The sequence below is a fragment of the Maribacter sp. UBA3344 genome (assembly GCF_002362375.1).
Taxonomy (GTDB): domain Bacteria; phylum Bacteroidota; class Bacteroidia; order Flavobacteriales; family Flavobacteriaceae; genus Maribacter; species Maribacter dokdonensis.
In genome coordinates this window covers 91,019-116,180 of the sequence record NZ_DERI01000001.1, presented here as the reverse complement: position 1 = coordinate 116,180, position 25,162 = coordinate 91,019, and the positions used below count along the sequence as shown (strand labels likewise).

The 25,162-nt window shown below is 34.4% G+C and carries 22 protein-coding genes and 1 pseudogene; 13 read left to right on the top strand and 10 right to left on the bottom strand.

The window, feature by feature from the left end; all coding sequences use genetic code 11:
* Nucleotide 1 precedes the first annotated feature (1 nt).
* The 4 genes from B2Z27_RS00570 to B2Z27_RS00555 are packed head-to-tail and all read left to right on the top strand — an operon-like array spanning nucleotide 2 to nucleotide 3,930.
* Nucleotides 2-550, top strand: a complete 549-nt coding sequence (locus tag B2Z27_RS00570) for an acyltransferase (RefSeq protein WP_286812143.1) — start codon at nucleotides 2-4, stop codon at nucleotides 548-550.
* Nucleotides 547-1,788 carry a polysaccharide biosynthesis C-terminal domain-containing protein gene (locus tag B2Z27_RS00565; protein ID WP_286812142.1) on the top strand — a complete coding sequence of 414 codons (1,242 nt, stop codon included), beginning with the start codon at nucleotides 547-549 and terminating at the stop codon, nucleotides 1,786-1,788. The genes B2Z27_RS00570 and B2Z27_RS00565 overlap by 4 nt, the downstream gene beginning before the upstream one ends.
* Nucleotides 1,767-2,732 carry a polysialyltransferase family glycosyltransferase gene (locus tag B2Z27_RS00560; RefSeq protein ID WP_286812141.1) on the top strand — a complete coding sequence of 322 codons (966 nt, stop codon included), beginning with the start codon at nucleotides 1,767-1,769 and terminating at the stop codon, nucleotides 2,730-2,732. The genes B2Z27_RS00565 and B2Z27_RS00560 overlap by 22 nt, the downstream gene beginning before the upstream one ends.
* Nucleotides 2,704-3,930 (top strand): O-antigen ligase family protein, encoded by a 1,227-nt coding sequence (locus B2Z27_RS00555; protein WP_286812140.1) that lies wholly within the window; start codon nucleotides 2,704-2,706, stop codon nucleotides 3,928-3,930. Before B2Z27_RS00560 ends, B2Z27_RS00555 begins: the two co-directional genes overlap by 29 nt.
* On the opposite strand, the gene B2Z27_RS00550 is transcribed toward B2Z27_RS00555, so the two are convergent.
* Nucleotides 3,913-4,314: a hypothetical protein gene (locus tag B2Z27_RS00550; protein WP_286812139.1), complete on the bottom strand. Its 402-nt coding sequence runs from the start codon at nucleotides 4,312-4,314 to the stop codon at nucleotides 3,913-3,915. The two genes, B2Z27_RS00555 and B2Z27_RS00550, sit on opposite strands and share 18 nt — an antisense overlap.
* Before the next feature lie 25 nt (nucleotides 4,315-4,339).
* Here B2Z27_RS00550 and B2Z27_RS00545 point away from each other — a divergent pair, with 25 nt between their 5' ends.
* The 5 genes from B2Z27_RS00545 (at nucleotide 4,340) to purD (ending at nucleotide 10,157) form a co-directional block, all read left to right on the top strand.
* On the top strand, nucleotides 4,340-5,143 hold the full coding sequence (locus tag B2Z27_RS00545) for an O-antigen ligase family protein (RefSeq protein WP_286812138.1): 804 nt from the start codon (nucleotides 4,340-4,342) through the stop codon (nucleotides 5,141-5,143).
* A 117-nt stretch (nucleotides 5,144-5,260) separates the two neighbouring features.
* Nucleotides 5,261-6,379, top strand: coding sequence for a glycosyltransferase (locus B2Z27_RS00540; RefSeq protein WP_286812137.1), 1,119 nt, complete (start codon nucleotides 5,261-5,263; stop codon nucleotides 6,377-6,379).
* Nucleotides 6,380-6,515: 136 nt separating this feature from the next.
* Entirely contained in the window at nucleotides 6,516-7,868 is a 1,353-nt protein-coding gene (locus B2Z27_RS00535; protein WP_286812136.1) for an exopolysaccharide biosynthesis polyprenyl glycosylphosphotransferase, read from the top strand.
* A 7-nt stretch (nucleotides 7,869-7,875) separates the two neighbouring features.
* Nucleotides 7,876-8,856, top strand: a complete 981-nt coding sequence (locus B2Z27_RS00530) for a UDP-glucuronic acid decarboxylase family protein (RefSeq protein ID WP_286812135.1) — start codon at nucleotides 7,876-7,878, stop codon at nucleotides 8,854-8,856.
* A gap of 29 nt (nucleotides 8,857-8,885) precedes the next feature.
* Complete coding sequence (gene purD / locus B2Z27_RS00525; protein WP_286812134.1) at nucleotides 8,886-10,157, top strand: phosphoribosylamine--glycine ligase; 1,272 nt, start codon at nucleotides 8,886-8,888, stop codon at nucleotides 10,155-10,157.
* 59 nt (nucleotides 10,158-10,216) lie between these two features.
* Here the strand turns inward: purD and B2Z27_RS00520 are convergent, their stop codons facing one another.
* Nucleotides 10,217-10,438 (bottom strand): DUF6341 family protein, encoded by a 222-nt coding sequence (locus B2Z27_RS00520; protein ID WP_058104550.1) that lies wholly within the window; start codon nucleotides 10,436-10,438, stop codon nucleotides 10,217-10,219.
* 40 nt (nucleotides 10,439-10,478) lie between these two features.
* On the opposite strand from B2Z27_RS00520, the gene B2Z27_RS00515 reads away from it, so the two are divergent.
* From B2Z27_RS00515 to B2Z27_RS00505, 3 genes are read left to right on the top strand one after another with little or no spacing between them, the layout of a single operon-like run.
* Nucleotides 10,479-11,408 carry a DUF6427 family protein gene (locus tag B2Z27_RS00515; RefSeq protein WP_286812133.1) on the top strand — a complete coding sequence of 310 codons (930 nt, stop codon included), beginning with the start codon at nucleotides 10,479-10,481 and terminating at the stop codon, nucleotides 11,406-11,408.
* Between the two features lie 39 nt (nucleotides 11,409-11,447).
* On the top strand, nucleotides 11,448-12,050 hold the full coding sequence (locus B2Z27_RS00510; protein ID WP_286812132.1) for a DUF4254 domain-containing protein: 603 nt from the start codon (nucleotides 11,448-11,450) through the stop codon (nucleotides 12,048-12,050).
* Nucleotides 12,037-13,089, top strand: a complete 1,053-nt coding sequence (locus B2Z27_RS00505; RefSeq protein ID WP_339633774.1) for a glycosyltransferase family 9 protein — start codon at nucleotides 12,037-12,039, stop codon at nucleotides 13,087-13,089. The genes B2Z27_RS00510 and B2Z27_RS00505 overlap by 14 nt, the downstream gene beginning before the upstream one ends.
* Here B2Z27_RS00505 and B2Z27_RS00500 read toward each other — a convergent pair.
* The 8 genes and pseudogenes from B2Z27_RS00500 to B2Z27_RS00465 form a co-directional block, all read right to left on the bottom strand.
* The gene (locus B2Z27_RS00500; protein ID WP_058104546.1) at nucleotides 13,086-13,703 is read right to left on the bottom strand and encodes a TetR/AcrR family transcriptional regulator; all 618 of its coding nucleotides are present in this window, start codon (nucleotides 13,701-13,703) and stop codon (nucleotides 13,086-13,088) included. The genes B2Z27_RS00505 and B2Z27_RS00500 overlap by 4 nt on opposite strands.
* 247 nt (nucleotides 13,704-13,950) lie before the next feature.
* Nucleotides 13,951-15,006, bottom strand: coding sequence for an arsenosugar biosynthesis radical SAM (seleno)protein ArsS (gene arsS, locus B2Z27_RS00495; RefSeq protein ID WP_074670891.1), 1,056 nt, complete (start codon nucleotides 15,004-15,006; stop codon nucleotides 13,951-13,953).
* A gap of 212 nt (nucleotides 15,007-15,218) precedes the next feature.
* Nucleotides 15,219-15,554, bottom strand: a complete 336-nt coding sequence (locus B2Z27_RS00490; protein ID WP_082642972.1) for an arsenosugar biosynthesis-associated peroxidase-like protein — start codon at nucleotides 15,552-15,554, stop codon at nucleotides 15,219-15,221.
* A gap of 240 nt (nucleotides 15,555-15,794) precedes the next feature.
* Nucleotides 15,795-16,424: pseudogene (locus B2Z27_RS00485) on the bottom strand (metallophosphoesterase family protein); the annotation flags it as partial.
* Nucleotides 16,409-17,749: a sodium:solute symporter gene (locus B2Z27_RS00480; RefSeq protein ID WP_286812131.1), complete on the bottom strand. Its 1,341-nt coding sequence runs from the start codon at nucleotides 17,747-17,749 to the stop codon at nucleotides 16,409-16,411. The gene B2Z27_RS00480 and the pseudogene B2Z27_RS00485, both read right to left, overlap by 16 nt.
* An 80-nt stretch (nucleotides 17,750-17,829) precedes the next feature.
* A complete protein-coding gene (locus B2Z27_RS00475; RefSeq protein ID WP_286812130.1) occupies nucleotides 17,830-19,254 on the bottom strand; it encodes a SusD/RagB family nutrient-binding outer membrane lipoprotein in 1,425 nt (474 codons plus the stop codon).
* A gap of 10 nt (nucleotides 19,255-19,264) precedes the next feature.
* The gene (locus B2Z27_RS00470; RefSeq protein ID WP_286812129.1) at nucleotides 19,265-22,468 is read right to left on the bottom strand and encodes a SusC/RagA family TonB-linked outer membrane protein; all 3,204 of its coding nucleotides are present in this window, start codon (nucleotides 22,466-22,468) and stop codon (nucleotides 19,265-19,267) included.
* Nucleotides 22,469-22,521: 53 nt separating this feature from the next.
* Complete coding sequence (locus tag B2Z27_RS00465; protein WP_286812128.1) at nucleotides 22,522-23,211, bottom strand: TIGR04282 family arsenosugar biosynthesis glycosyltransferase; 690 nt, start codon at nucleotides 23,209-23,211, stop codon at nucleotides 22,522-22,524.
* A 373-nt stretch (nucleotides 23,212-23,584) separates the two neighbouring features.
* On the opposite strand from B2Z27_RS00465, the gene B2Z27_RS00460 reads away from it, so the two are divergent.
* Complete coding sequence (locus tag B2Z27_RS00460) at nucleotides 23,585-25,099, top strand: Do family serine endopeptidase (protein WP_286812127.1); 1,515 nt, start codon at nucleotides 23,585-23,587, stop codon at nucleotides 25,097-25,099.
* Nucleotides 25,100-25,162: the final 63 nt, after the last annotated feature.

Below are 25,162 nucleotides of genomic sequence, written 5' to 3'. Positions count from 1 at the left end.
TATGATCGGTTTTTTAAATAAAAGAAGGTTTGACAAAAAGGCAGATCGCCTTGGACCAGATTGTCCATTTACACATTGGAGACTATTTTTCAAGAAAACTTCTCGTAAATTATGTGAAAAGAAATTTGGTCATTTTGGCATTGGGTCAGAATTTAGACCATATGCGTTTGCAATTAATTGTTCAAAAATTAGTATTGGCGATAAGGTGGTTATTAGACCTGGCAGTATGTTATTTGCTGACATACGTGAACCGGAAAAAGGAAAGATTATAATTGAGGACCATGTTTTAATTGGTTCAGGAGTACATATTTATGTATCTAACCATAAGTACGGAGCATTAAATACAACAATCATGGATCAAGGTCATTTTAATGCAGAGAATACAATTTTAAAAAAAGGTTGTTGGGTAGGCGCTAATGCAATTTTGTTACCAGGTGTAACAATAGGTCATAATTCCATTGTAGGTGCAGGTAGCATAGTTACCAAAGATGTTCCTGATAATGTCGTAGTTGCCGGTAATCCTGCAAAGGTTTTAAAAGTCATTAGTTGAAAAATAGTTTAGAAAGTTTATTTACAAGGGGCATTTCAATTGCTTCTAAGTTTTTGTTACTTGGTTATTTAGCTAAAAACCTTAGTCTAAATGATTATGGTAGTTTTCAATTAATTAGTTACTTCGTACTAATATCCACTACTATTTTTGGATTGGAATATTACAATATAACCAATAGAAACATAGCACAAGCGACAGAGAAAAAGCAAATTTATAACGAACATTTTTCGTTTTTTTTCACAATTGCTCCATTGGTTTTAATTGCACAAGTACTCTTGTTCTTAATAGTTTTTCCAAATGAATTGATTACATCGGTAAATGTAGTGTTAGTGCTGGTAATTGGACTTTGTGATTATTTTTCACAAGAGGTCTACAGGTATTTGATGATAAATAAATCTTTTAGGAAAGGTAACATACAGCTTATTTATAAAAGTTTACTTTTTGTTGTTTTAATTGTTATTTATAAAGTTTTTTTTGGAGCATTGACTTTTGAAATAGTTCTGTGGATAATGCTAGTTTCCTACATTTTATTATTTATTATAGCTTACAGGGGCTTTATTAGAACTTTGCACACGTTTACAAGTTCTATGTTTACAAGAATGTCATCAGAACAGCTGAAACTAAGTTTAAAGGCTATATTTCCCTTTGTAGTATTGATAATTTTTTTAAAAGGAATTGAATTCTCCGATAAATTTATAATAGGTAAGTTACTTAGTCTTGAGGATACCGGAATCTACTCTTTCCTGTTTTCAATAGCTTCAGTAATACATATTTTTATTGTAAGTGGTTTTTACATTATCTATCTGCCACAATTAATTCAAAGTTTTGCAGATAATAAAAAGATTTTTATTTCTGAATTAAAAAAGTTTGGTCTGTTGACATTAGTATCAAGTATTTCTTTAGCAATAGTAATTCCGTTGATCAGTCCTTTTATTTTTGGTTTAATTGATAAAGAAGCCTTTATAGCTGATATAGATTTATTGTACATATTCCTTTTAGGATTTGTTTTTAATAATTTGTCATTGATACCCCATTTGTTTTTGTATGTTAGTCATGATGAAAGGGCTATTACAGTCATTATGGCCGTTTCATTTATAATAAATTTAGGTCTTAACCTCGTTCTAATTCCTAAATTTGGAATTTTAGGGGCTGCATACAGTTTTATGGTTACCTATTTTACAGTTCTACTATTAAAATTATTAAGAGCACAATTTAAATGGAGGGAAATAAAGGTTTAATAATCTTTGAAAAAGCAATGAATAAACGCTTCATGGATATGGCAAATATTCATGGTTTAGAGGTCTTTAGGGCAAATTTGGAAAATAATTTTGATGGCAACCCGATAAAAAATATCTTTAAAAGATTATTATCCAAAAAAAGTCTCTTAAAAACTACCGCTGAAATAGAAGCTTTTATAATAGAGAACAAGCTAGATACTGTTTATTTTTCATCATCGGAAGGTTTTATAAGTCATAATATAGTATGTCATTTAAAAACTAAATTTCCTGACATTTACTATATAGCCCTACAGCATGGTGTATTTCCTCTAAAGTTTTCTAAAGGTAAGGAATTAGCTAGAGGAATAGTCAACAGTTTTTCGAAGACGATTTTTGGAGTATATGCTATAGGAGCCGGTTTTGGTGGTATTTTATTGAATTCATATTATGTATATTCTCTTAGGGAAAAGAATTTTTTAATTAAATATAAAAATTGGAAAGACAATCAAGTTGATGCGAAATTGGATTTTATCAAGGCAGATTTATTATCTCATTACAATAATAGCGCAGTAGAACAAGATTCAGAAACAGCTATTTTTTTAATGCAATGTTTACATCTAGCAGGATTATGTTCAGCTGAAGAAGAAATTAAATATACCAATGTTATTATTGAATATTTATCTAATAAATATAAAAACGTGTTAATAAAACTTCATCCGGCTTGCATTAATCAGTTAGATAGTATCAATTTACCAAAAAATGTCATTGTGGTAAAGGACATGATAGATGGCTTTAAAAAATCTAAAAACGCTTATAGTTTTTTTTCAACGGCATTAATAGATGCTAAAATTTTTAATCTTAAAACGATCGGTATAAAAATTAAGGGTATTAACATTGATCATGAAATTTATAAAAACTTTGATTTAACACTTGATTTTGAAGACATTCTCGTTAGCCAAGTTTAGCTTATCCTTACTTTTATTGTCCCTTCCGTTTAATTTTATTTTAACGGACGGTGTAGGAAGCGTATATCTGTCTACTATTTTAATATTTTTAAATTTTATAATCGTCCTTTTCTTATCTAAAGGACAATTAATATTAAAAAAAGAAGCATTTTTCGCAATATGTGTTTTTATTTACTTCTTACTTTTTACAATTTTTAATGTTTTAGTTAGTAAAGGTTTTTTGTTGAAGGAACAATTAGTATTCTCTGTAATCCATCTACAGCTTATTCTTGTTTTTTTATTGGGTAATTATTACTCAAACTATATAAGCAAAGAGGTTTTATTTAAAATTTTGTACTATGCCATCCTACTTTTTTCGTTAAGAATTTTTATAGATGACTGGGACAAAGTATTTAATTTGAGTTCTGTAAGGGGGTTTAGGGTAGAGGCTATTTTTGCGGGTGGTGTAAATAATTTTGGCCTAATTGTTGGGCTAGGTTTCATTATCAGTTTCTTTCATTTAAAAAAAGGCATAGTAAAAGTTATATCATGTCTTTATTTTATAATTGTAATAATTCTTACAATGTCTCGTGGTGCTTTATTTGGGTTGGTAATAACATTGTTTTTGGTAGCATTGTACGATCCTAAGGGAAAAATCCTCTCTTCTTTATTGAAAACCTCTTTTTTCTTAACTGTAATTGGTTTTATAGTACTATTATACTCTAATGCAGCTCAAGATATAGCATTACAGTTCAGTGAAAGATTTTTGAGTATATTTTCAGGTGAAACAACAATTGAGCAAGCATCTTCCGGCAGAGGTTTAATTGTACGGGACATGTATAATAATCATATTAAAAATTCATCAATATTAGAAATTTTGTTTGGGCATGGTATGGGCAGTATAAATTTTATGGTTAATGGATCACCTTATGAGTCTTCTCATAATTTCATAGTTGACGTTTTTTATAGAAATGGAATTTTAATATTATTAGGATATTTAACTCTGGTAATATATTTATGTTATATGTTTTTTAAAAATAGGAAAGGAACAGATTTAACCCTTTTCGGATTTTTTGTCTTTTTACACTTTGAAATTTTGGTAAACCCTTACGTTTATGCAGCTCAAACTGGGTGGATTTATGGACTATTTTTAGCTGTCTTTTTAAATCAAAACAGACTTGGTCATTACAAACGTGAAAAATCATTTTTGAATGACTAAAAATGATACACTGCCTTTTCTTTTAGGAATATTTCCTTTCATAGGTATTTTCCTAGGGGAAAAGTATGTTCCCTTTTTATATATTTTATTTGCTCTTGCCCTTATTTTTGAAAAAAACAAAAAAGAAAATCTATATTTCAATAAGAAGGTATTATTCCCTTTTCTTATTGCGATCGTAGTCTTCATAACGTTTACAATTCTATCTCCGGATTTTAAATTGGCATTAAAAATTCTTGAAAGGCAGATTTCGTTGTTAGTTATTCCTTTTATAATAGTTGTCGCAAAATGGAATTCATCTAGGATTAAAATTTTTGTCAAAACTTTTATATTGACTACTTTTTTTATTGGCTTATATGCTATTATTAAATTTTCATGGTTTGTCATTAATAACTATGAATGGGTTACACATATGGCTGCAGAAAAAGGAAGTATGTTGTTATACTTACAATATAAATTTCCACATGTAATCGGTGTTCATCCTACTTATTGGAGTTATTTGATAATAAGTGCTATAATATTTCTTTTATCAAATAAAGTGCTAAAGGTCTATGAAAGTAGTTTTTGGGCTATAATCTTAATTTCTTTTTTAAATCTCAACTTGGTTATTCTAGCTTCTAGAATGCCGTTATTGGTAAATCTTTTGGTTCATCTTTTGTTTTTGGGAAAGTATATAATGGTTAACAATGTTTCTTTGGCAAAAAGATTAAGTCTATTATTTTTATTGGTTACGCTATTCTTTTTAGGTTCCAAGCTGCCCTTATTATCAGGTAAATTAGATATTATTAAAAATGATGAGCGTATATATCACTGGCCAACCGCTTTTAGAACTATTTCCGATAATTATTTTGTTCTTGGTGAAGGTCTAGGTCAGAGCAATGAAGTACTAAGGCGAGAAGTAATTAAAAATGGAGATGAACGAATTAGGTATTTCGGTTATGATTTGCATAACCAATATTTAAGACAATACATGGACATGGGCATATTAGGTATTATAAGTTTATTGATCTTACTGTTTTACTCACTTATTTTAAATAAAGAAAAAAGTATTTTTAACGATGATTTAAATATTTCTTTCTTAATTCTTTTCGCGCTAGGTTTATTGTCAGAGTCCTTTTTATACCGTTTAAAAGGTATTGTATTTTTTACGGTAATTTCAGCAATCTTATATTTGAGAGCTGTTAATATTAACAAAATAAATGACCATCAAGATTAGTGCCTTAGGGTACCTTTTAACTATTTGTTTTAAGTTTTGCCTAAAACTTGTGTCATTCTTTTCAGATTTATTTTATAGTAAGCAAGGGTAACAGTATTTTATTAACTATTGAAAAATATGAAAGTAGCTATAGTACATTATTGGTTAATTACCAGAAGAGGGGGAGAAAAGGTTATAGAAAGTATTTTAAAACTTTATCCTGATGCAGATATTTATACATTATTCCTGGATGAAAGTATTTATGGTGTTAATTTACCTAAGAATACTATTATTTCTTCTGTATTAAATCAGCCATTTTTGAAAAAGTATTATCAAAAATTATTTCCATTATATCCTATAGGTATAAAATCATTAAAGCTAAAAGAAGACTATGACTTAATTATTTCCTCAGAATCAGGGCCTGCCAAAGGAATCGAAATAAAGGCGGGGACGCCGCACGTTTGCTATGTTCATTCTCCAATGCGTTATTGCTGGGGCTTTACTGAAGATTATCTTTTGAGTATGTCCAAACCGCTGAGGCCAATTGCAAATTACTTTTTTAAAAGATTGCGTAAATGGGACATAACAACAATTGATAATGTGACCAGTTATGTGGTTAATTCAGAAAATGTAGCAAAAAGGGTAAAAAATTTTTATGAAAAAAATTCAACAGTGATATATCCGCCTATTGAATTGAATCTTTTCGAAAGACCTTTAGTGAAGAATGTAGAGCGTGATATATACTTAAGCTTTGGCGCTATTACTCCTTACAAAAGAATTGATTTGTTAGTTGAGACGTTTAATAAGAATGGTAAAAAGTTAGTAATAATAGGGAATGGTTCAGAGAAAGAAAAACTTTCTTCATTGGCTAATTCCAATATTTCTTTTTTAGGTAGTTTGTCTTGGGACGAGATTGAGTTTTTTTTAGATAGAACGAGAGCTTTAATTTTTCCGGGAGAAGAGGACTTCGGAATGATTCCTCTTGAGGTAATGGCATATGGTATTCCTGTTTTAGCATATAAAAGAGGCGGTGCCTTAGAAACGGTAATTGAGAATGAAAATATAGACGAATCCAGCGGCGCCTTTTTCGACGAACAGACAGCTTATTCTATTCAAAAATGTATTGATATATTTGAATTGAACGAGGCAAAATATGATGCGGAATGGATTAGGGGTCACGCTAGAAAATTTGGGGAGGATCAATTTTTATCACGGTTCAGTTCTCACGTAAATAGTATAGTTTCATCTAATCAATGAATTTGATTATGCTAGTTATGTTCAAAAGCTATAGAAACATAGTTGTTCTTATTCAAATTGTTTTAATTTGCATATTACACGTAACCAATCATGTTTAGGTTGTTTTAAACCTTGTACAATTAATAAATAATCTCAAGTGAAATATAGAAAGGGAAGGTGGTCGAAATTATTAAGACCTTTAATGGGGCTAATTGATTTGACTATACTTATTTGTGGTGTTTTTTTGTTTGAAATTCAATTAGTTAATTATTATTTGTTCATAGGTTATGTGTCTGTTGCTTGGACCATTATTTCTTTAAAAAATGGTTTCTATGAAGTAGAAAGACAAGCTAGGGTAATTCAACTGTTCTCACTTTTAATAAGACAAATTCTTCTGTTCATAATAGTTTTATATGCCTATATGGGATTTTTTAAACAGCCTAATGTGGGTAGACTGGCTTTAGCCAATTATGTGGTTTATGTTACTTGTGTTGTTTTTTCTTTTAAATATTTAAGCTTTTTCCTTTTAAAAAAGTTCAGGGTTTTATTAAAGGGTAACGGAAGAAGTGTTATTGTAATTGGGGACAATGCAAAAACAAGACAGCTCATAAAGATTTTTCAAACAAAGTTGGACTATGGTTTAAATTTTAAAGAAAAATTCTCTGTCAGAGATAAGAATTTTTCTCTGATGAAATGTTTAGAGTATGTAGTTGAAAATAATATTGATGAAATTTATTTCTCTGTTGCCGAATTATCCAATGATCAAATAACACATCTTGTTAATTTCGCAGAGAATAACCTACGAACACTTAAATTTATTCCTGACAACAAGGATATTTTTGCTAGAAACCTGAAATACGAATACTACGACTATATTCCAATTCTTTCGTTGAGAAAGATTGCCTTACATGATTCAATAAATGCATTCATAAAAAGGACTTTCGATATTATTTTTTCTTCAATTGTTATTTTATTGGTTTTATCCTGGCTTACACCCTTAATGGCTATATTGATTAAATTAGAGTCTAAAGGACCTACGTTGTTTCTGCAAAAAAGACATGGTCTTGATAATCGTGAGTTTTATTGTTTTAAATATCGGTCGATGGCAGTTAATCGTGGTAATGATGCTCTGCATGTTACAAAAAATGATATGCGAGTTACCAGGATAGGTAGGTTCATTAGGAAAACAAGCTTAGATGAAATGCCACAGTTTTATAATGTTTTCTTTGGCCAAATGTCTGTTGTGGGTCCAAGACCGCATATGGTTTCGTTATCTGAGGTATACATGAAAAAAGCAAATAGATATATGTTAAGACATAGTGTAAAGCCCGGAATTACCGGTTTAGCCCAGGTAAGTGGTTTTAGAGGGGAGATAGAAGCAGATACGGATATAATCAATAGAGTAAAATATGATATTTTTTACTTAGAAAATTGGTCTTTATTGTTGGATTTGGGTATTATTATTCAAACGGTTACCAACTTATTTAAAGGAGAAGAAAAAGCGTACTAGAATTATTATGAAAAAAATACTAATTACAGGTGCTGCCGGTTTTTTAGGTTCTCATCTTTGTGATCGTTTTATCACTGAAGGGTTTCATGTTATAGGAATGGACAATCTTATTACAGGAGATTTAAAGAACATTGCCCACCTATTTCCATTAGAGCATTTTGAATTTCATCATCATGATGTTTCAACATTTGTTCATTTAGAAGGTAAACTGGATTATATATTACATTTTGCATCTCCAGCCAGTCCTATTGATTATTTGAAAATTCCTATTGAAACCTTAAAGGTTGGTTCTTTAGGTACGCTAAATTTACTTGGTTTAGCAAAAGATAAGAATGCTAGGATTTTGGTAGCATCTACCTCAGAAGTTTATGGAGACCCTTTAGTTCATCCTCAGAATGAAGAGTATTATGGTAACGTTAGCCCAATAGGACCGCGTGGAGTATATGATGAAGCCAAACGCTTTATGGAGTCCATTACAATGGCTTATCATAGACACCATGGGTTAGATACACGTATTGTTCGTATTTTTAATACCTATGGGTCTAGAATGCGTTTAAACGATGGTAGGGTTGTACCTGCGTTTATGGGACAAGCATTACGTGGAGAGGATTTAACTGTTTTTGGTGATGGTTCTCAGAGTAGATCTTTTTGCTATATTGATGATCAGATTGAGGGAATATACCGATTATTATTTAGCGATTATACAGATCCTATTAATATTGGAAACCCGCACGAAACTACTATTAAGGAATTCGCCGAAGAGATTATAGCATTAACAGGAACTAAACAAAAAGTTATCTATAAGCCTCTTCCTCAAGATGATCCTACACAGAGGCAACCTGATATTAGTAAAGCTAAAGAAATCTTGGGGTGGGAACCAAAGGTACATAGGGCAGAAGGACTAAAAATCGTATACGATTATTTCAAATCGTTGTCTACAGAGGAATTACAGAAGAAAGAACATAGGGATTTTTCGACAACAAGATAAATTATGCAATAAACAAGGTTATTTATAAAATGAATATTTTAATATTAGGATCGGGAGGTCGCGAGCACACATTCGCATGGAAAATAGCACAAAGTGAAAAAGTTTCTAAACTTTTTGTGGCGCCAGGAAATGCAGGAACTAATAAAATAGCAACGAATGTACCAATTGGTGTAAATGATTTTGAAGAAATCAAAACATTGGTTTTAAAAGAAAATATTCAATTGGTGGTAGTTGGTCCAGAGGATCCTCTAGTTAATGGAATCCATGACTTCTTTTTAGATGATAACGATTTAAAAAATATTGCTGTAATTGGTCCGGAAAAGTTGGCGGCTACTCTAGAAGGAAGTAAAGAATTCGCTAAAGAATTTATGATGCGCCATCAAATTCCTACCGCTCAGTATAAAAGCTTTACTTCAGAAACAGTTAAAGACGGATTCAAATTTTTAGAACAGCTTAATCCTCCTTATGTATTAAAGGCAGATGGACTTGCCGCTGGTAAAGGTGTAGTTATTTTAAATGATCTTGATGATGCCAAAAATGAACTTAAATCTATGTTAGTAGACAAAAAGTTTGGCTCAGCAAGTGCTACTGTCGTTATAGAAGAGTTTCTAGACGGAATCGAATTAAGCGTTTTTGTGCTTACAGATGGCGATTCGTATAAAGTGTTACCTACTGCAAAAGACTATAAAAGAATAGGAGAGGGCGATACCGGATTGAATACGGGCGGTATGGGAGCTATTTCCCCTGTTCCTTTCGCTAATAAAGTCTTTATGGACAAGATAGAGCAGCGAATTGTAAAACCTACCGTAGAGGGGCTTAAAAAGGACAATATGCCGTACAAGGGTTTTATCTTCATAGGACTTATAAAAGTTGGAGATGACCCTAAGGTTATTGAATACAACGTTAGAATGGGAGATCCTGAGACAGAGGTGGTATTACCACGTATTCAAAATGATATGGTCGATTTATTAAAGGCCGTAGCCGATCAGAAACTAGCTGACATAGAATTACAATTGGATGAAAGAACCGCTACAACGGTTATGACCGTTTCCGGTGGTTATCCAGGGTCTTACGAGAAAGGTAAAGAAATTTCTGGTATTGAATCTATTGAAGATTCCTTGGTTTTTCACGCCGGTACTACGCTTAAAGAAGGTAAGGTCGTAACTAATGGTGGTAGGGTAATGGCAATAACTTCTTTTGGAAGTGATTTTAAAACTGCACTATCCAAATCTTACGAAAATGTAGCGAAGCTTTCCTTTGAAGGTATGAACTATAGAAAAGATCTTGGATTTGATCTTTAACAATTACTTATTTCATCGGATTTCAATTTATAAAATCCGATGAAATAAATATACTTTTTTTATAGGTAAGAGTGAGAAGTACTTGACTTGTCTTCTTCTCCCTTTTCATTGTATTTTTTCAACTCTAGCATCCAATACACAAATGCTACTGAACCTATTAGCATAAATATCCAATTAAGAATATTTGCTAATGCCCAACTATCAGTAAAACGCAAAAAATCCAACGGTGCAAACAATACATTTACGAACAAATCCGCGATACCTTCAAAAAATGATTTCATCTTATTACTATATTTACCAGCAAAAATATAAAAAGCTTAGATGATTTCAAGCATTTTTGAGAAAACAAAACCGGTGAATTTCATAATTCTTCTGGTTTTTTTGTTTCTATTTTATTGGTCGGTTCAATTTTACTTGTTTGATTTTGAAATAAGTGAAGTGGAAATTATGCCATCTATTGGTATTTTGGCCATTCTTCTTTTCAGTGTATTCGTTGTTGATTTTATTGTAAAACGCAATAAGCTTACTGGTACAAACTCTTATGCCATATTATTTTTTACGTTACTTTTTGTGGTCTTTCCAGAAACTTTGGGTGATAGTAAGGCTATTTTAACCAGTTTTTTTCTTCTATTGACCATGAGGCGTTTGCTGAGTATTAAATCCTTGAAGAATATTAAGCTAAAGATTTTTGATGCAGGTCTATGGATCTGTATTTCAAGTGTCTTTTACGAATGGGCACTGCTATATTTGCTTTTAGTATTCGCGGCAATTTATATCTATGAGCCTAAGAATATTAGAAATTGGATGGTAATTTTATCCGTTGGATTTTGTTTTTTTATGATTCTTTATGGAGTTGTCTTACTTCTTGATAAGCCTAATTTTATAGCTGAGCATTATGATTTTGCAATTGATTATGATGCCATTTTTCCAATAAAATGGTGGACCAGCTTAAAAATGACGCTTTATGCTCTATTGAATATGGCCATGGCATTTTCTGCATTTATCCACCTAAGTAAATCTGGTGTCGGTAAGGTTATTGTTATTAGGTTAATTGCATTTTCATTTATCATTGGTCTGGTAGTGAATATTTTAGTGACCTCAGATAACAATAATGCGGTCATAATTACTTTTTTCCCATCGGTTATCTTTATTGTAAATTATCTTCAATCTATTAAAAAACCTAAGTTTTTAGAGCTTGTAATCATTTCTAGCATTGTAGTTCCGTTAATAGTCTATCTGGTCAAATTATAGGTTACAACTATAAACTTTATCTTTGTAAAAAAGGCTCATATGTTTAGCGAATTCGCGTTTAAAATTTTTAATGACAGTATTGAAAAATATCATGTAAAAGATGATGTTTACCAAAGTTTTGAAAACCCCTATTCCAAGGAGGAGATTGAGCATTTATTATATAGAAAAAATTGGATCGATACGGTTCAATGGCATTATGAGGATATCATTAGAGATCCGGACATTAATCCTACAGATGCCCTGGTTTTAAAACGTAAAATTGATGCCAGCAATCAAGATAGAACAGATTTGGTAGAATTTATAGATAGTTATTTCTTAAAAAAATACCAATCGGTAGAAGTTAAGCCGAACGCTACTATCAATACAGAGAGTCCGGCTTGGGCAATAGATAGATTGTCCATATTGGCATTAAAGATCTATCACATGAAAGAAGAAGCAACAAGGTCAGATGCTGCTTTGGCACATAGAGAAAAATGCCAGGCCAAGTTAGAAGTTTTGTTGGAACAAAAAAGTGATCTTTCACAAGCTATAGACCAGTTACTTGCTGACATTGAAAGTGGCATTAAGTATATGAAGGTCTATAAACAAATGAAGATGTATAATGATGAGGAACTAAACCCCATCCTTCGTGGCAATAAATAGTCATAAACACATTTTGGTCATCCGACTCTCCGCTATGGGAGATGTTGCTATGTCGGTTCCTGTTATCACAGGTATTGTTAAAAAATATCCTCAGGTAAAAATCACTGTTCTAACAAAAGCATTTACTGCTCCTATATTCCATAATATAGCTAATGTTTCAGTTTTTAAGGCAGATGTAAAAGGTAGGCATAAAGGAATTTTAGGTCTTTGGAAATTATACAGGGAGTTACAATTATTGCAGATTGATGCCGTTGCGGATATTCATAATGTTTTACGAAGTTCAATACTAAAACAGTTTTTTAAATTATCAGGTATTCCATTTGTACAATTAGACAAGGGTAGGGCAGAAAAGAAAGCTTTGATAAATGCCGATAGAGATGTTTTTAAGCCATTGAAATCCACTTTTGAAAGATATGCCGTTGTATTCGGCAAATTAGGCTATCCCATTGGTAAAAACGAAATGGAGACCATGTCCAAAAAGCCCATGTCTAACGATTTTGCCACTTTGCTTGAAAACCATAACCGGAAAGTTATAGGTATAGCTCCTTTTGCTGCTTTTAAAGGAAAAATGTATCCTTTAGACTTAATGCAAAAAGTGGTTTTACAATTGGATTCTTCAGAGAGCTATAAATTGGTGTTATTTGGCGGTGGTACCAGCGAAATAGAAATTCTTACTTCATGGGAAAAGCAGTTTAAAAATTGTATTAGCGCTGCGGGAAAGCTATCATTTTCAGAGGAACTCGGCTTAATATCCAATCTTGACCTTATGCTGGCCATGGATAGCGGTAACGCTCATTTAGCTGCCATGTATGCTGTGCCAACCGTAACAATTTGGGGGGTTACCCACCCTTATGCTGGTTTCTCACCTTTTAATCAGCCCGATGAAAATGCCCTTTTATCCGACAGGAATCTATATCCTGCTATTCCAACTTCTATTTATGGAAATAAGCACCCTGAAGATTATGATAAGGTCATGGAAACCATAAAACCAGAAACCATCGTTCAGAAAATAGTTGATATTTTAAAACCTACAACTTAAGGGGTAGTAACCTTTGCTTCTATACTTTTAAAATATTGTCTTAATTGAGACATGAATCGGTATTTTTTAGCAGCTGGAGCAGAGCTGGTCATTAATGTGCGTACTCCAAAATAAGAACTCATTAAAAAGGTTGCAGCGGCTTCGCAATCTACATGTCTGTCCAAGAAACCGTTGAATTTTCCTTTTTGTAAGGTAGTTACCAAGTTAACTTCCCAAACCGTTACAATTTCATTTAAATGTTTCATGATGACTTCGTTCTTTCCGTTGAATTCAGATAAGAAGTTACTTAGAATAAAACCATAATCCATTTCATTATGTACGGCAGTTTCCATAGCATCGTCAAAACATTTTGTAATCAGCGTTAAAGGGTTCTCATGACCTTCAATAGGCTCTATTAATGTGCTATATATTTTACGGGCCAATAAATTCTGTATGATTTGAACAAAGAAATCTTCCTTAGAATCAAAATGATAATAAAAAGCACCTTTAGAGAGGTCTAGTCTTTTTAGGATATCGTCTATACTTGTATTATAATATCCTTGGGAATAGAACAATTCTAATCCTGTAGTCTGCATACGTTGCATGGTAGCCATGCGCTTTAAACTCTTGTTCATAATACTGAGATTTGGGTATTTAGACCATATGGTCTGTTTATAGAACTTGAGATTTATATAATTTAATGGAATTTATAGATGAGATGCGTTTTTATTCGGTAAACACACCCTTTTAGTTGAAAAACAATACTATAGCGTTAATAAACATACTCCTTGGTTGTTTGTGGCTATAAAAATAAAAAGGTTTGTAAAAGAAAAACCGCTCAATGCATTCACTGAACGGTTCATTTATTATCGGTAATTGTTACTAAGCAACGGTACCTTGGCAGCTACTACCGGCACCCGCTGTACAGCCATAGCAATGTTGTGATATTATAATGTTTCTATCGTTTAAGATATCTTCATTATAATCCTTTATATGCTTTACCTTACTGGCTACTTTTAAATCTAACATTTGGTTAAAGTCACAATCGTACAACCAACCGTCCCAGCTAATGGAAATGGTGTTGGTACACATTACATTTGCCACTGCAGACGGATTGTATGCTTCTACCAATGCATACATGTAATCTTCATAATTTTCTGATGCGATCAAATAATCCAAGAAACGTGCAATGGGTAAATTGGTAATGGCAAATAGGTTGTGAAAGTCAATATTAAAATCTTCTTTAAGCGCTTTTTTGAAATCTTTCTCCATGGCGGCTTGATCTCCTGGTAAATATGCGCCAGACGGATTGTAGACTAAATCTAATTTTAGATCACTGCCAGGCATGCCATAACCCCTTTCGTTCAATTCTTGTAATGCTTTTATCGATTTGTCAAAAACTCCGTCTCCTCTTTGTTTATCCGTCTTTCCACGGGTATAGTGCGGCATAGAGGATATTACATGCACATTATGCTTTTTAAAGAAATCTGGTAAATCGTAGTATTTCTTGTTGGCACGTATAATGGTTAGGTTAGAACGAACAATAAAATCTTTAATGCCGGCTTTTGCCGCTTCTTCAACAAACCATCTAAAATCAGGATTCATTTCTGGTGCACCGCCCGTTAAGTCTAAGGTATGTGCTCCCGTGTTCTTGATTACCTCAATACATTGCTGCATGGTTTCACGGGTCATGATTTCTTTACGATCTGGACCAGCATCTACATGACAGTGTTCACAGACTTGATTGCACATATAGCCTACGTTTATCTGTAGGATCTCAAGTTTCTTGGGGCGTAATGGAAAATGCCCAATATCTGCGATTTTGTCTTTAAAATAAGGAAGCTCTCCATCAGCAAATATGCCTCCGTTCAATATTTCTAACTGCTTGTTGGAAACTGCTAAATCGTTTCCTTTTGCTTTTAATGATTTTGTAGCCATTTTTTAGTTGTTCGTTGTTCGTTGTTCGTTGTTGGCATTTTGTACAAATGCATTAAACTCTAACTTCACAACATTTAATTTCTTTTTTTTGCATGGATATTCATAGCGAATATTCCATTTGCACTTTTTTTTAAACCAGCTTTAATTTCATTGTATTGATTATTGAAGAAGGCTGTTACGAACATCCATCAACGAACAACCAACAACGAAATTTACATTGACAATTTGTTATACTTGTTCATCATTTGTACTCCATGCACCAAGGTGGCACCACCTTCAATAGCTGCTCCTACATGCACCGCCTCCATCATTTCCTCTTTGGTAATGCCTTTTTGTAAGCCGTCTTTAGTATAGGCGTCAATACAATATGGACATTTGACAACATGAGATACGGCCAATGCAATTAAAGACTTTTCTCTAGCACTTAGTGCGCCTTCTTCGAAAACCTTACCATAATAGTCAAAAAATTTGGTACCAAGCTCTTCGCTCCATTCTGTAATTTTTCCAAATTTTCTTAAATCTGCTGGGTCATAGTACGTATTTGCCATCTTTTTCTGAGTTTTAGTTTGTATCGTATCTTTTTGTTCTTGGTTAAAATATATTGGAATTCCCTGTCCCATTTTTTCCAGTTCAGGGAGTATTTCCATATTATCCCATATACCAGATGTAAGCGTGTCTCCATATGCTTCAGGTAAATGGTTTTTGTACATTAATTTTTGAGCGGTTTCGGCATCATATTCAAATGAATGATGGGCATAAGCAACTTCATCATCTATAATATCCAATATCATATACCATACCCTTGGAGTACCATCATTTGCAGGCATACCTATTACACCTGGGTTTAGCCATACATTTTCCTTTAGAGTTTGATGAAAAGGTAACCCGCAATGACCGGCTATGATAATAGTACTATTAGTCTCTTTAAAACAGTTTTCTTTACTTTCCGTGGCGTTCGACTTAAATATGAATTCAGAGGTATTTCCATAATTTCCATGGACTACCGTTACTTTTTTACCACCATATTCAAAACTGATGTATTCAGGAATTTCATGCATCCACTCTAATGATTGCTGTGATAAATGCCCTTTGGTGTACGGAAACCACATTTTTGAAAAATCGTCGCAACGGCTACCGCTTTTAAAATCGCACCCACAATCTTCACTATCATTTGCCAATTGCAATTCTACATTGCCCGCAATACTTAAAGCGCCCCATTTTTGAAACAACTGAACAGTTTCTTCCGGTTGTGCGCAATAACCGGTAATATCACCGGTACTAATGCAGTTTTCTGGTGCAATACCGGCATCTTTGGCTATTGAAATTAGTTTTTCCAAAGCTTGTAGGTTGCTGTACACACCTCCAAAAAGCAACAGCTTTCCTGTTTTAGTGCCCAAATGTTTTATTTCTTTATCCATGTAGGTATCATATAAACGAAAAGGCAGCATAAGATGCCCCAAAAATTAATCCATAATAAATTGGCATACTTGCCAGTGGTAAATATTAAGCTATCTGGAAACCAATTGAAAATCAATAAAAAACCGAATAACAATCCGCAGAAAACACTTAAATGAAAACTGATTTTAGGAGCACTACCTTTCCAAAATAAAAAAACGGGGGTTAAACCGATGACCATAGTACCGCTAATGGTGGTGGCAGATAATATTTCAGCATCTAAAAAGACCGGAACCGTACCCAATACTGCTACAGCGACCATTGACCAACGACCAAATTTAACCGTGTTGCCAAGGTTTAGGTCAAGAGCCAATAATTTGGAAAAAGATGAAAAGGTAGAGTCCAAGGTCGATGCTGCCGAAGTGATCATAATAAAATTGATGACCAATAGTATAACAGTACCAAACGCCTTACCAACTTGAACAGCTGCCTGGCCCTGCATACCCTGCGATTGTGCATAAACACCTATAATGCTGAATAGAACAATGCAAATAGCTCCAAGTACACTTGCCCACAGAAAACTTTTCAATGTTACTTTAGGACTGCTAATAAAACCTCTATCGGTCAACACGGGATCATGAAAAGGGTAGCTGAACGATTGCAACAAGGCAGCGAACAATAAATTCAGCCCGGTTTCAAAAGACCAAATGCCAGAATTTACTACTTCGGTGGTGGTTATAGCATTGTCTTTACCAAAGATGGTGAACAATATTACCGCTAATAGTATTGAAAATAGTCCCATTTGGATAACATCGGTAAAAATAGAACTGCTCATGCCGCCTTTTAGAACATAGGCTAGGGTTAAACCTGTAAATACTAAAATGGACCAATAGTAAGCGTTAGTGCCCATATCACCAAAGTAAGAACCTATGACCATGGTATTGCTCCATACTTCATTGAACAAACGAAAGGCAATCAATATGGAGAATATAGTTACGGCAGTTTTACCAAATTTTGAGGTTAAAAAATGATGTATGCTAGTATACTTACCGTGCAGCCTCATTTTGTAAATGACGATACCTGCTACGACAAATGACAAATAATAGCCTGCATAGGCTACACCACCAACGATACCAAAATCCAGACCTAAGTTTGCAGCGTTGGTGATACTTTTGGCAAATATCCATGAGATGATAAGGCTGCCCATTAACATAAAGGTATTGGGCGCTTTCTTCTTTTGCACGGCTTTAAAAAACTGATTGGTATCTTTTGCCCACGGTGATAGTAAGAACAACACCAAACTAGATGTGATCACTAATCCCCATTGCCAAATTTGTACTTCAGTCATTTTTTCTTTTTTCTCCTAACTCCTAACTCCTAACTCCTAACTCCTAACCCCTAACCCCTAACTCCTAACTCCTAACTCGGTTATTCATCCCACCACACAGGTACATTAATACTATTGCCATCCGTGTTATTTGAAGCTTGGGTATAATTGGCATTATTTAATGCTTCTTCTTCAGATGGATAAGGCATACGGGTAGGTATCAAATTATTGTTTAAACTAGCCGATATTGTTTTCAATTGCGGAAAACCCGTTCTTCTATACTCTATCCAACCTTCATAACCGTTTATTGAATTTGCAATCCATTTTTGAGTGATGATGTTCTCTATAGTATTGCCGTTATCCAACGGGGCATCTTCTGTTAGGTAATTTTCAGGTAGTTCCACCTGCCAGTAGGCAAATGCCTGTGTTACGCCGGTATTGTATAAAGTTTGGGTATCTGCAGAAATGAATCCTCTTTCAGCAGCTTCGGCCAACAAAAAGTGGGTTTCCATACTGGTCATAAAATTCGCATCCAATAAACCGGTGTTTTCCCTAAAAATGGTACCTAATAATGAGTAATCTGCCAATGATACCCCAACTGATGCGTCTATACCGTTTAAAAGCCCATTGTATTCACCATCTGCACTGTTGGCAAAAGGTTGGTACAGACGACCAATACGAGGATCGTTCAAGTTGGTCAAAATTTCATCCATAGTTTCAGAAAGTACATAGTTGTTAAAGTCCCCAACCCTAAGTTGCGCAAGTCTAAAACTATTAGGTTCACCATCGGTAAAGTTGAAAATGGCATTTTCTTCATTATCATCAATGAAATTACCTTCACTTACTATGGTCTGTAATTGCGATGCAACATCTATTTTATTAGAAACTCTCATCAAGTATTTTATCTTCAATGAATTTGCAAAACGAATCCATCCATCTAAATCACCATTAAAGAGAATATCTCCCTCTAAAGCTATGGTACCTGAATAATTCTGAATGGCTAAAATTCCTTTGTCAAGATTGTCAAAAACACCACCTTCATCCATGTAGATTGATTCCTGAGTGTCATAGGACGGCGTAACCGTTTCTGTATCTCCTTGAAATGCTTCTGAATAGGGAGCATCACCAAATAAATCTGTTAACCCGGCCGCCATGTATGCCTTCATAATTCTTGCCGGACCTTCATAAACGGCATATGCAGCATTCTCTTGGGACAATTTTAATATGATTTCATTATCCCTTAAGTTTTGATAGAATATAGGCCACGGATTACCACCTAATTGGGGCGACTTTAAATCATGCCTGTCAAATAAGTTAAAGTCTAGAGCGGTACTATATTGTCCTAGTAGGTTACCGGCAGTAAAACCTTCATATGACATTTGTTCCCCATAGTCATAAATTACCTGTCTTAACAAAAGACTAGGTTGTACGGTTACGGGATCGTTTGTGTTCGTATTAATTTCCTCAAAATCTTTTGTGCAGCCAATGACCAACAATAAGATTAAAATGCTATATATATGTTTCATCTTTTCTTTCTTAAAAATTAAATCCGGCTTTAAAACCTATACTTCTTGTTGTGGCATATGACATATCTTCAACACCACTAATAAATCCTTGGCCTTGTACTGCTAATTGCTCTGGGTCAAAATGCGGATTCTCTGTTATAGCAAATAAGTTCTTTCCTATTAATGATAAACTCAACGTAGCATCTTGGTTGAACAGGCTAAGGTTGTTAAACGTATAACCAATAGATAGTTGGCGTAGCTTTAAAAATGATGCATCATAGGTGTTGTTTTCTTCGTGGTTTCTATCATAAAATTGACGATAGTAACTTTCTGCGGAAACCGCTACAGTATTTGCTTCATAAACCGGATTGTCATCGGTGCCTGTATTTACTACACCCTCTGGTACAATACCTGTTTCTGGTCTAAAGGCCGTTTCAGCCAACTGACCACCAACATTTCCTAATGCCCTTGTTCTAGAAACTATGATTCCACCTTGTCGCCAATCTAATAGAAAGCCCATATTCCAATTTTTATAATTGAATTGGTTGTTGAAACCCAACATAAAATCAGGATTATAATTACCCAATTTTTGTAGTTCATTGTCCGGTATATATCTACCCTCATCGGTTAAAATGAAATCTCCATTTTCATTTTTTAAATATCCGGTTCCATATAGATCTCCTACGCGACCACCTTCTTCTGCCTGTAAAAATACCGTTTGGTTTTGACTGTCATAGATTCTAGAGTACGCCAATGTTAGCCTACCCTCATCTTGCGGTAAACTTTCAACGGTTGATCTATTGGTACTAAAATTTAAGGTGCTGTTCCATTTAAAATTTTGACTTATTACAGGGGAAACACCTACTATGACCTCAAGTCCTTTAGAGCGAACTTCACCTCCATTGACCACTTGTTGTGTATATCCTGAAGAAATGCCTATAGGTAATGAGATAATTTGATCCTTCGTCAAAGCATTGTAAAAGGAAACATCAAAGCGAAGTTGATCATTGAAAAAGCGTAGATCAGCACCCACCTCAAATGAGGATGTCAATTCAGGAACAAGATCGGCATTTGCAATAGTGTTTGAATTGCTGAATGTTGGTTGCCCATTAAATGGCGTTTGTGCAACAAATGCCCCTGTAGTTTGGTATGGGTCTGTGTCATTACCAACCTGTGCCCAACTTGCTCGTAACTTGGCAAATGAAATTACCTCAGGTAAATTGACCACCTTGGATACTATAAAACTACTGGATACCGATGGATAAAAGAAAGAGGTATTATCTACTGAAAAAGGGGTAGCCAATGCGCTAGACCAATCGTTTCTTCCGGTGACATCCAAAAATAGAAAATCCTTATATCCAATTTTTGCTAAGCCATAGAAGCTGTTGATTCTCTTATTTGATTCAAATTCGAAAACTTCAATAGGTGATGCTGCGTTAGATAACCTAAAAATACCCGGTTGTGCCAAACTTGTAGTTTGCGATTGTGAAGTAAACGCTTTTTGGTCTAATCGGTTTCCACCTAAAGAGACATCTATATTAAAATCATTGAACTGATTGGTATAATTTATTAAAAAATCAGTGTTTACCTCCCTATAGAATACATCGTGCTCCGCATAACCACCATTTACGAAACGATTAGAACTATAGGCTCTTCGCAATTGGCGTAGTTCACTAGAATAATCCATCCCTGTTCTAACTGTTGCCGTTAAATGATCTGTGATATCATAGCTAGCGGAAATATTTCCGAATACCCTATCTCTATTGAACGAGTTTCTGTTTTCATTAAGAATGAAATATGGATTATCAAAAAAGGTATAGTTGTACGAGTATTGTTGTATACCCTCTAAACCTGGTTGCCAGTAATTTTTTAGATTCTCTATATTCAGCGAGCGTGGTCCCCAAGCTACCAAAGAGTAGTTTGCGTTTTCTGAACCATAACCGTTAGACGGCCTGTTGTCAGAATTAGAATTGATATAACTTATGGATGAATTTATTCGTAATTGATCAATGGGTTCAAAATTGAGTCGTGCACTCACCGTTTGCCGGTCTAGATCAACACCCGGTATAATAGATTCGCTTCGTAAGTCCGTAAATGAAAGTCGGTAATTACCGGTATCAAATCCGTTGGAAATAGCAATATTATTAATTAATGTAGTACCGGTTTCATAGAAGTTCTTTAAGTTGTCCGGTTGTGATCTAAATTCTGTAGGGGTGATAGGTATTCCACTATAAAGAGCGGTGTCTCCACCTCTTACAACGGTACCGTCTGGCAAGGTAACCGGACTATCATATTGCGGAATAAGATTACCAACATCTAAACGTGGTCCCCAACTGTACGTAATAAGGTCATTGGTTCCACCACCTAATCCGTCTACAAAGGCGAACTCTCCTGAATTTCCTTGTCCGTATTCATTCTGAAAATCGGGCAATTGAAAAGCTGAATCCACAAAAAAGCTGGTGTTATAACTAATGCCCAATCCTTTTGAATTCTTGCCGCTTTTTGTTTCAATAATAATCACTCCGTTAGAAGCTCTAGTACCGTACAATGCCGCAGCACTTGGTCCTTTTAAAACCGATACCTCTGCAATATCATCTGGGTTTACCTCCATGGCTCCGTTTCCAAAATCGATTTCTTGAAATCCGGCTGCCGCTTCATTGGTGAAATTGAAAACCGAATTATTGTTTATAGGAACGCCATCTACAATAAATAAAGGATTGTTGTTAGAGAAAGACGCTTCTCCACGAATGGTAATTTTAGAGGAAGATCCTACACCCGTAGCACCTTGGTTGATGGTTACCCCTGCCAATTTACCCGAAAGGTTGTCTAGAAAATTGACCGATTTTACCTCTGTAACTCCTTTGGCATCCAAGCTTTGAACTACATAACCTAATTCTTTGGTTTCTCGTTTTAGACCTAAAGCCGTTAATACCACTTCATCTAAGACCTCGGAAGAGTCGCCTAGGACTATATCAATTGTTCGTCTGTTATTTATGGTAATTATTTTGGTTTCATACCCTAAAACGGAAAATTCAAGAGCACCGGAAAGTTCGGGTACATCAATTGTATATATGCCGTTTTCGTTAGTGGTAGTGCCATTTAGCGTGCCAGACAAAACAATGTTGACATAAGGTATGGTATTTCCATCGGTATCTTTTACAGTACCGGTAATTGTTTCTTGAGCATTGACCATAGTACATATAAACAAGGTCAACACTAGTAATAAGTGTTTCATATATAGTTTTTCGACTGGTTTTTCATTTATCCAACCATTGGATAAAGGGGGATCTAGATAAATGAAACCAAAGGCGAGCCCTTGTTGTATAGAAAACTGTTTGGAAATAGACGAAAGAAGTGATGGTTAGTGTAGTATAGACTTCTGTTTACTCGTAATATTGCTATTATCGCCAATAGCAGGGTAGTGGGTAAGTCTTTTGAGAATGATAAAATAGCCTTTAGATCTTTTTCAGTATCCAGATCCTGTAAAACGGGCAATTTCACCAATGCCGTTGATTCTTCTTGTAGCCACATGGTAATTTTGTGGTACAAGCCAAAGCGTTGCCAAGGTAGATCTTGAAATTCGCCTACCTCAAAATTCGATTTTTGTAAACCTAAAAGGTAAAACCCGCCATCAATTGATGGTCCAATAACGGACTTGCCCTTTGCCAATTGCTTGGCAGTATGTTTAAGTTGTTGAGTCTTTAAGTGAGGAGTATCGTTCCCTATGGTAATAACACTTGTAAAACCTTTTTCAAAAACGGAAGCTATGGCATTCGTGAAACGTTCACCAAAACTGTTGCCAATTTGGTTTTCTTCGGAAAAATGAAAAACGGGCAAACCTGTATTTTTTGCTTTACGAAGTGTGGCCGTGGTAAGAATGTTAAACAATTGTTCACCTTTGGCAATACGCTTATTGGCTAAATCTTCCTTGGCGGAATTAGCAAATACCAATATAGCAGTAGCACCTAGTGAATTCAATTCAATTTTCTTTCTCGTTGTTAAACTTACGTAAAAATATGGCAAAGGTTTTTTAACTATACATAAATTGTATCATTAAAATATAAGAATCGCCTTACTTTAAGTCAAAATGTCAGTTTTAGACCAAGCAGTTTGTTTCTCTAAAGCATTTTAGGGTTTACAAATTGCAAAAGCCTATAAACAAGCTATAATATCAGTTGATGAGCATAATTTTTATGCTTCAAGTAATGTAATTTTAAGGTTACAGACCACTTAGTCTAAAAAATCCCTTAAAATTTCAAAAACTTTTAAATTTTTTTTAGCAATGACATGGCTATACATGGCATAGCTATTGACACTAGGCAGTTAGAAGAATATTAAAATTTATATACATATGAAATCAAACACAAATTCTAGAGGAGCTTGGAAGGTATACTTCTTCTCAGCTATTATTGCCCTTGCCGTAAGTTACGGGGTAATTCATTTCAACAAAAAAGATGTAAAAGAATCTAGCGGTGTAACCGTGGTAGAATCTATACCCGGGGCACAGGCATTATATACCAAAGACAACGATGGTAATATTAAACCATTGGATTTTACAGAAACTTCAGAGAAAGTTTTAGATGCCGTTGTACACATTAAATCTACACAAACGGGATCATCATATCAAAATCAAGGTGCTCGTGAACTGCCTGATCCGTTCAAAGAGTTTTTTGGTGATATGTTCAAGGGGCAGTCTCCACAAGGATCCTCATCTAGACCTAGAGTAGGTACGGGATCTGGTGTAATCATCAATGATCAAGGATATATTGTTACCAATAACCATGTCATTGACAATGCGGATGAAGTTGAGGTAACCTTATATAATAATCAATCGTACAAGGCTACGGTAATTGGTACGGATCCTACTACAGATTTGGCGCTATTACAGATCAAAGCAGATAATTTAAAAACCATGTCTTTGGTAAATTCGGATGATGTTGAAGTAGGTGAGTGGGTATTGGCCGTTGGTAATCCTTTAGGGTTGAACTCTACGGTTACAGCAGGTATCGTTAGTGCCAAGGCAAGAAGTATACATATAAATACCGATAAGTTTGCGGTAGAAAGTTTTATTCAGACAGATGCTGCCATTAACCCAGGTAACAGTGGGGGTGCATTAGTAAATTTAGACGGAAACCTAGTAGGGATCAATACGGCCATTGCTAGTACAACGGGTACGTATACAGGGTACGGATTTGCAGTCCCTAGTAATATAGTTACCAAAGTAGTAGAAGACCTGTTAAAATTCGGTAATGTGCAACGTGGTATGTTGGGGGTAACCATTAGAACTATGGATAGCAACTTGGCAAAAGAAAAAGATGTTGATTTTACTAAAGGTGTTTGGGTAGAGCAAGTTGGTGAGGATAGCGGTGCAGATTTAGCGGGAATGGAATCTGGTGATATTATCGTTAGCGTTAACGGAAAGGAAACGGCAACATCACCTAGACTTCAAGAAATTATTGCCGGTAAAAGACCAGGTGATAAGGTAACTATCGTGGTAAATAGAAACGGAAAGGAAAAAGAGTTTGAGGTTGAGTTACATAATTCTCAAGGTGGGACCAATTTTATCAAAAAAGAAAAGAAAGAGGTATTTAACCTTTTAGGAGCGGATTTTGAGAATGTGGATAAGGAAATCGCTAAAAAACTGAAAATAGATGGCGGTGTTAAGGTTTCTAAACTTTACCCTGGTAAAATTAAGAAGGAAACCCAAATGCGAGAAGGGTTTATCATAACACATATAGATGGTAAACGTATCAATGATATTGAAGATGTAGCCGATGTTTTGGAAAACAAAAAAGGCGGAGTAATGTTAGAGGGCGTTTATGAAGACGGAAGTAAATATTATTATGCATTCGGATTGGATTCTTAGTCCGTATTTATGATTAATTTTATGCCAAGCGAATAATAGTATTCGCTTGGCATTTTTTTTGAA

Coding starts and splice junctions, on each gene's coding strand:
- B2Z27_RS00475 (WP_286812130.1), bottom strand. CDS start 19,254: ATGAAACATATATATAGCATTTTAATCTTATTGTTGGTCATTGGCTGC.
- B2Z27_RS00515 (WP_286812133.1), top strand. CDS start 10,479: ATGATTTCAAGCATTTTTGAGAAAACAAAACCGGTGAATTTCATAATT.
- B2Z27_RS00545 (WP_286812138.1), top strand. CDS start 4,340: ATGGCTGCAGAAAAAGGAAGTATGTTGTTATACTTACAATATAAATTT.
- B2Z27_RS00550 (WP_286812139.1), bottom strand. CDS start 4,314: ATGACAAACCATGAAAATTTAATAATAGCATATAAGCCAATAAAAAAA.
- B2Z27_RS00530 (WP_286812135.1), top strand. CDS start 7,876: ATGAAAAAAATACTAATTACAGGTGCTGCCGGTTTTTTAGGTTCTCAT.
- B2Z27_RS00560 (WP_286812141.1), top strand. CDS start 1,767: ATGGAGGGAAATAAAGGTTTAATAATCTTTGAAAAAGCAATGAATAAA.
- B2Z27_RS00520 (WP_058104550.1), bottom strand. CDS start 10,438: ATGAAATCATTTTTTGAAGGTATCGCGGATTTGTTCGTAAATGTATTG.
- B2Z27_RS00470 (WP_286812129.1), bottom strand. CDS start 22,468: ATGAAACACTTATTACTAGTGTTGACCTTGTTTATATGTACTATGGTC.
- B2Z27_RS00460 (WP_286812127.1), top strand. CDS start 23,585: ATGAAATCAAACACAAATTCTAGAGGAGCTTGGAAGGTATACTTCTTC.
- B2Z27_RS00480 (WP_286812131.1), bottom strand. CDS start 17,749: ATGACTGAAGTACAAATTTGGCAATGGGGATTAGTGATCACATCTAGT.
- B2Z27_RS00500 (WP_058104546.1), bottom strand. CDS start 13,703: ATGAACAAGAGTTTAAAGCGCATGGCTACCATGCAACGTATGCAGACT.
- B2Z27_RS00510 (WP_286812132.1), top strand. CDS start 11,448: ATGTTTAGCGAATTCGCGTTTAAAATTTTTAATGACAGTATTGAAAAA.
- B2Z27_RS00570 (WP_286812143.1), top strand. CDS start 2: ATGATCGGTTTTTTAAATAAAAGAAGGTTTGACAAAAAGGCAGATCGC.
- purD (WP_286812134.1), top strand. CDS start 8,886: ATGAATATTTTAATATTAGGATCGGGAGGTCGCGAGCACACATTCGCA.
- B2Z27_RS00490 (WP_082642972.1), bottom strand. CDS start 15,554: ATGGCAAATACGTACTATGACCCAGCAGATTTAAGAAAATTTGGAAAA.
- arsS (WP_074670891.1), bottom strand. CDS start 15,006: ATGGCTACAAAATCATTAAAAGCAAAAGGAAACGATTTAGCAGTTTCC.
- B2Z27_RS00540 (WP_286812137.1), top strand. CDS start 5,261: ATGAAAGTAGCTATAGTACATTATTGGTTAATTACCAGAAGAGGGGGA.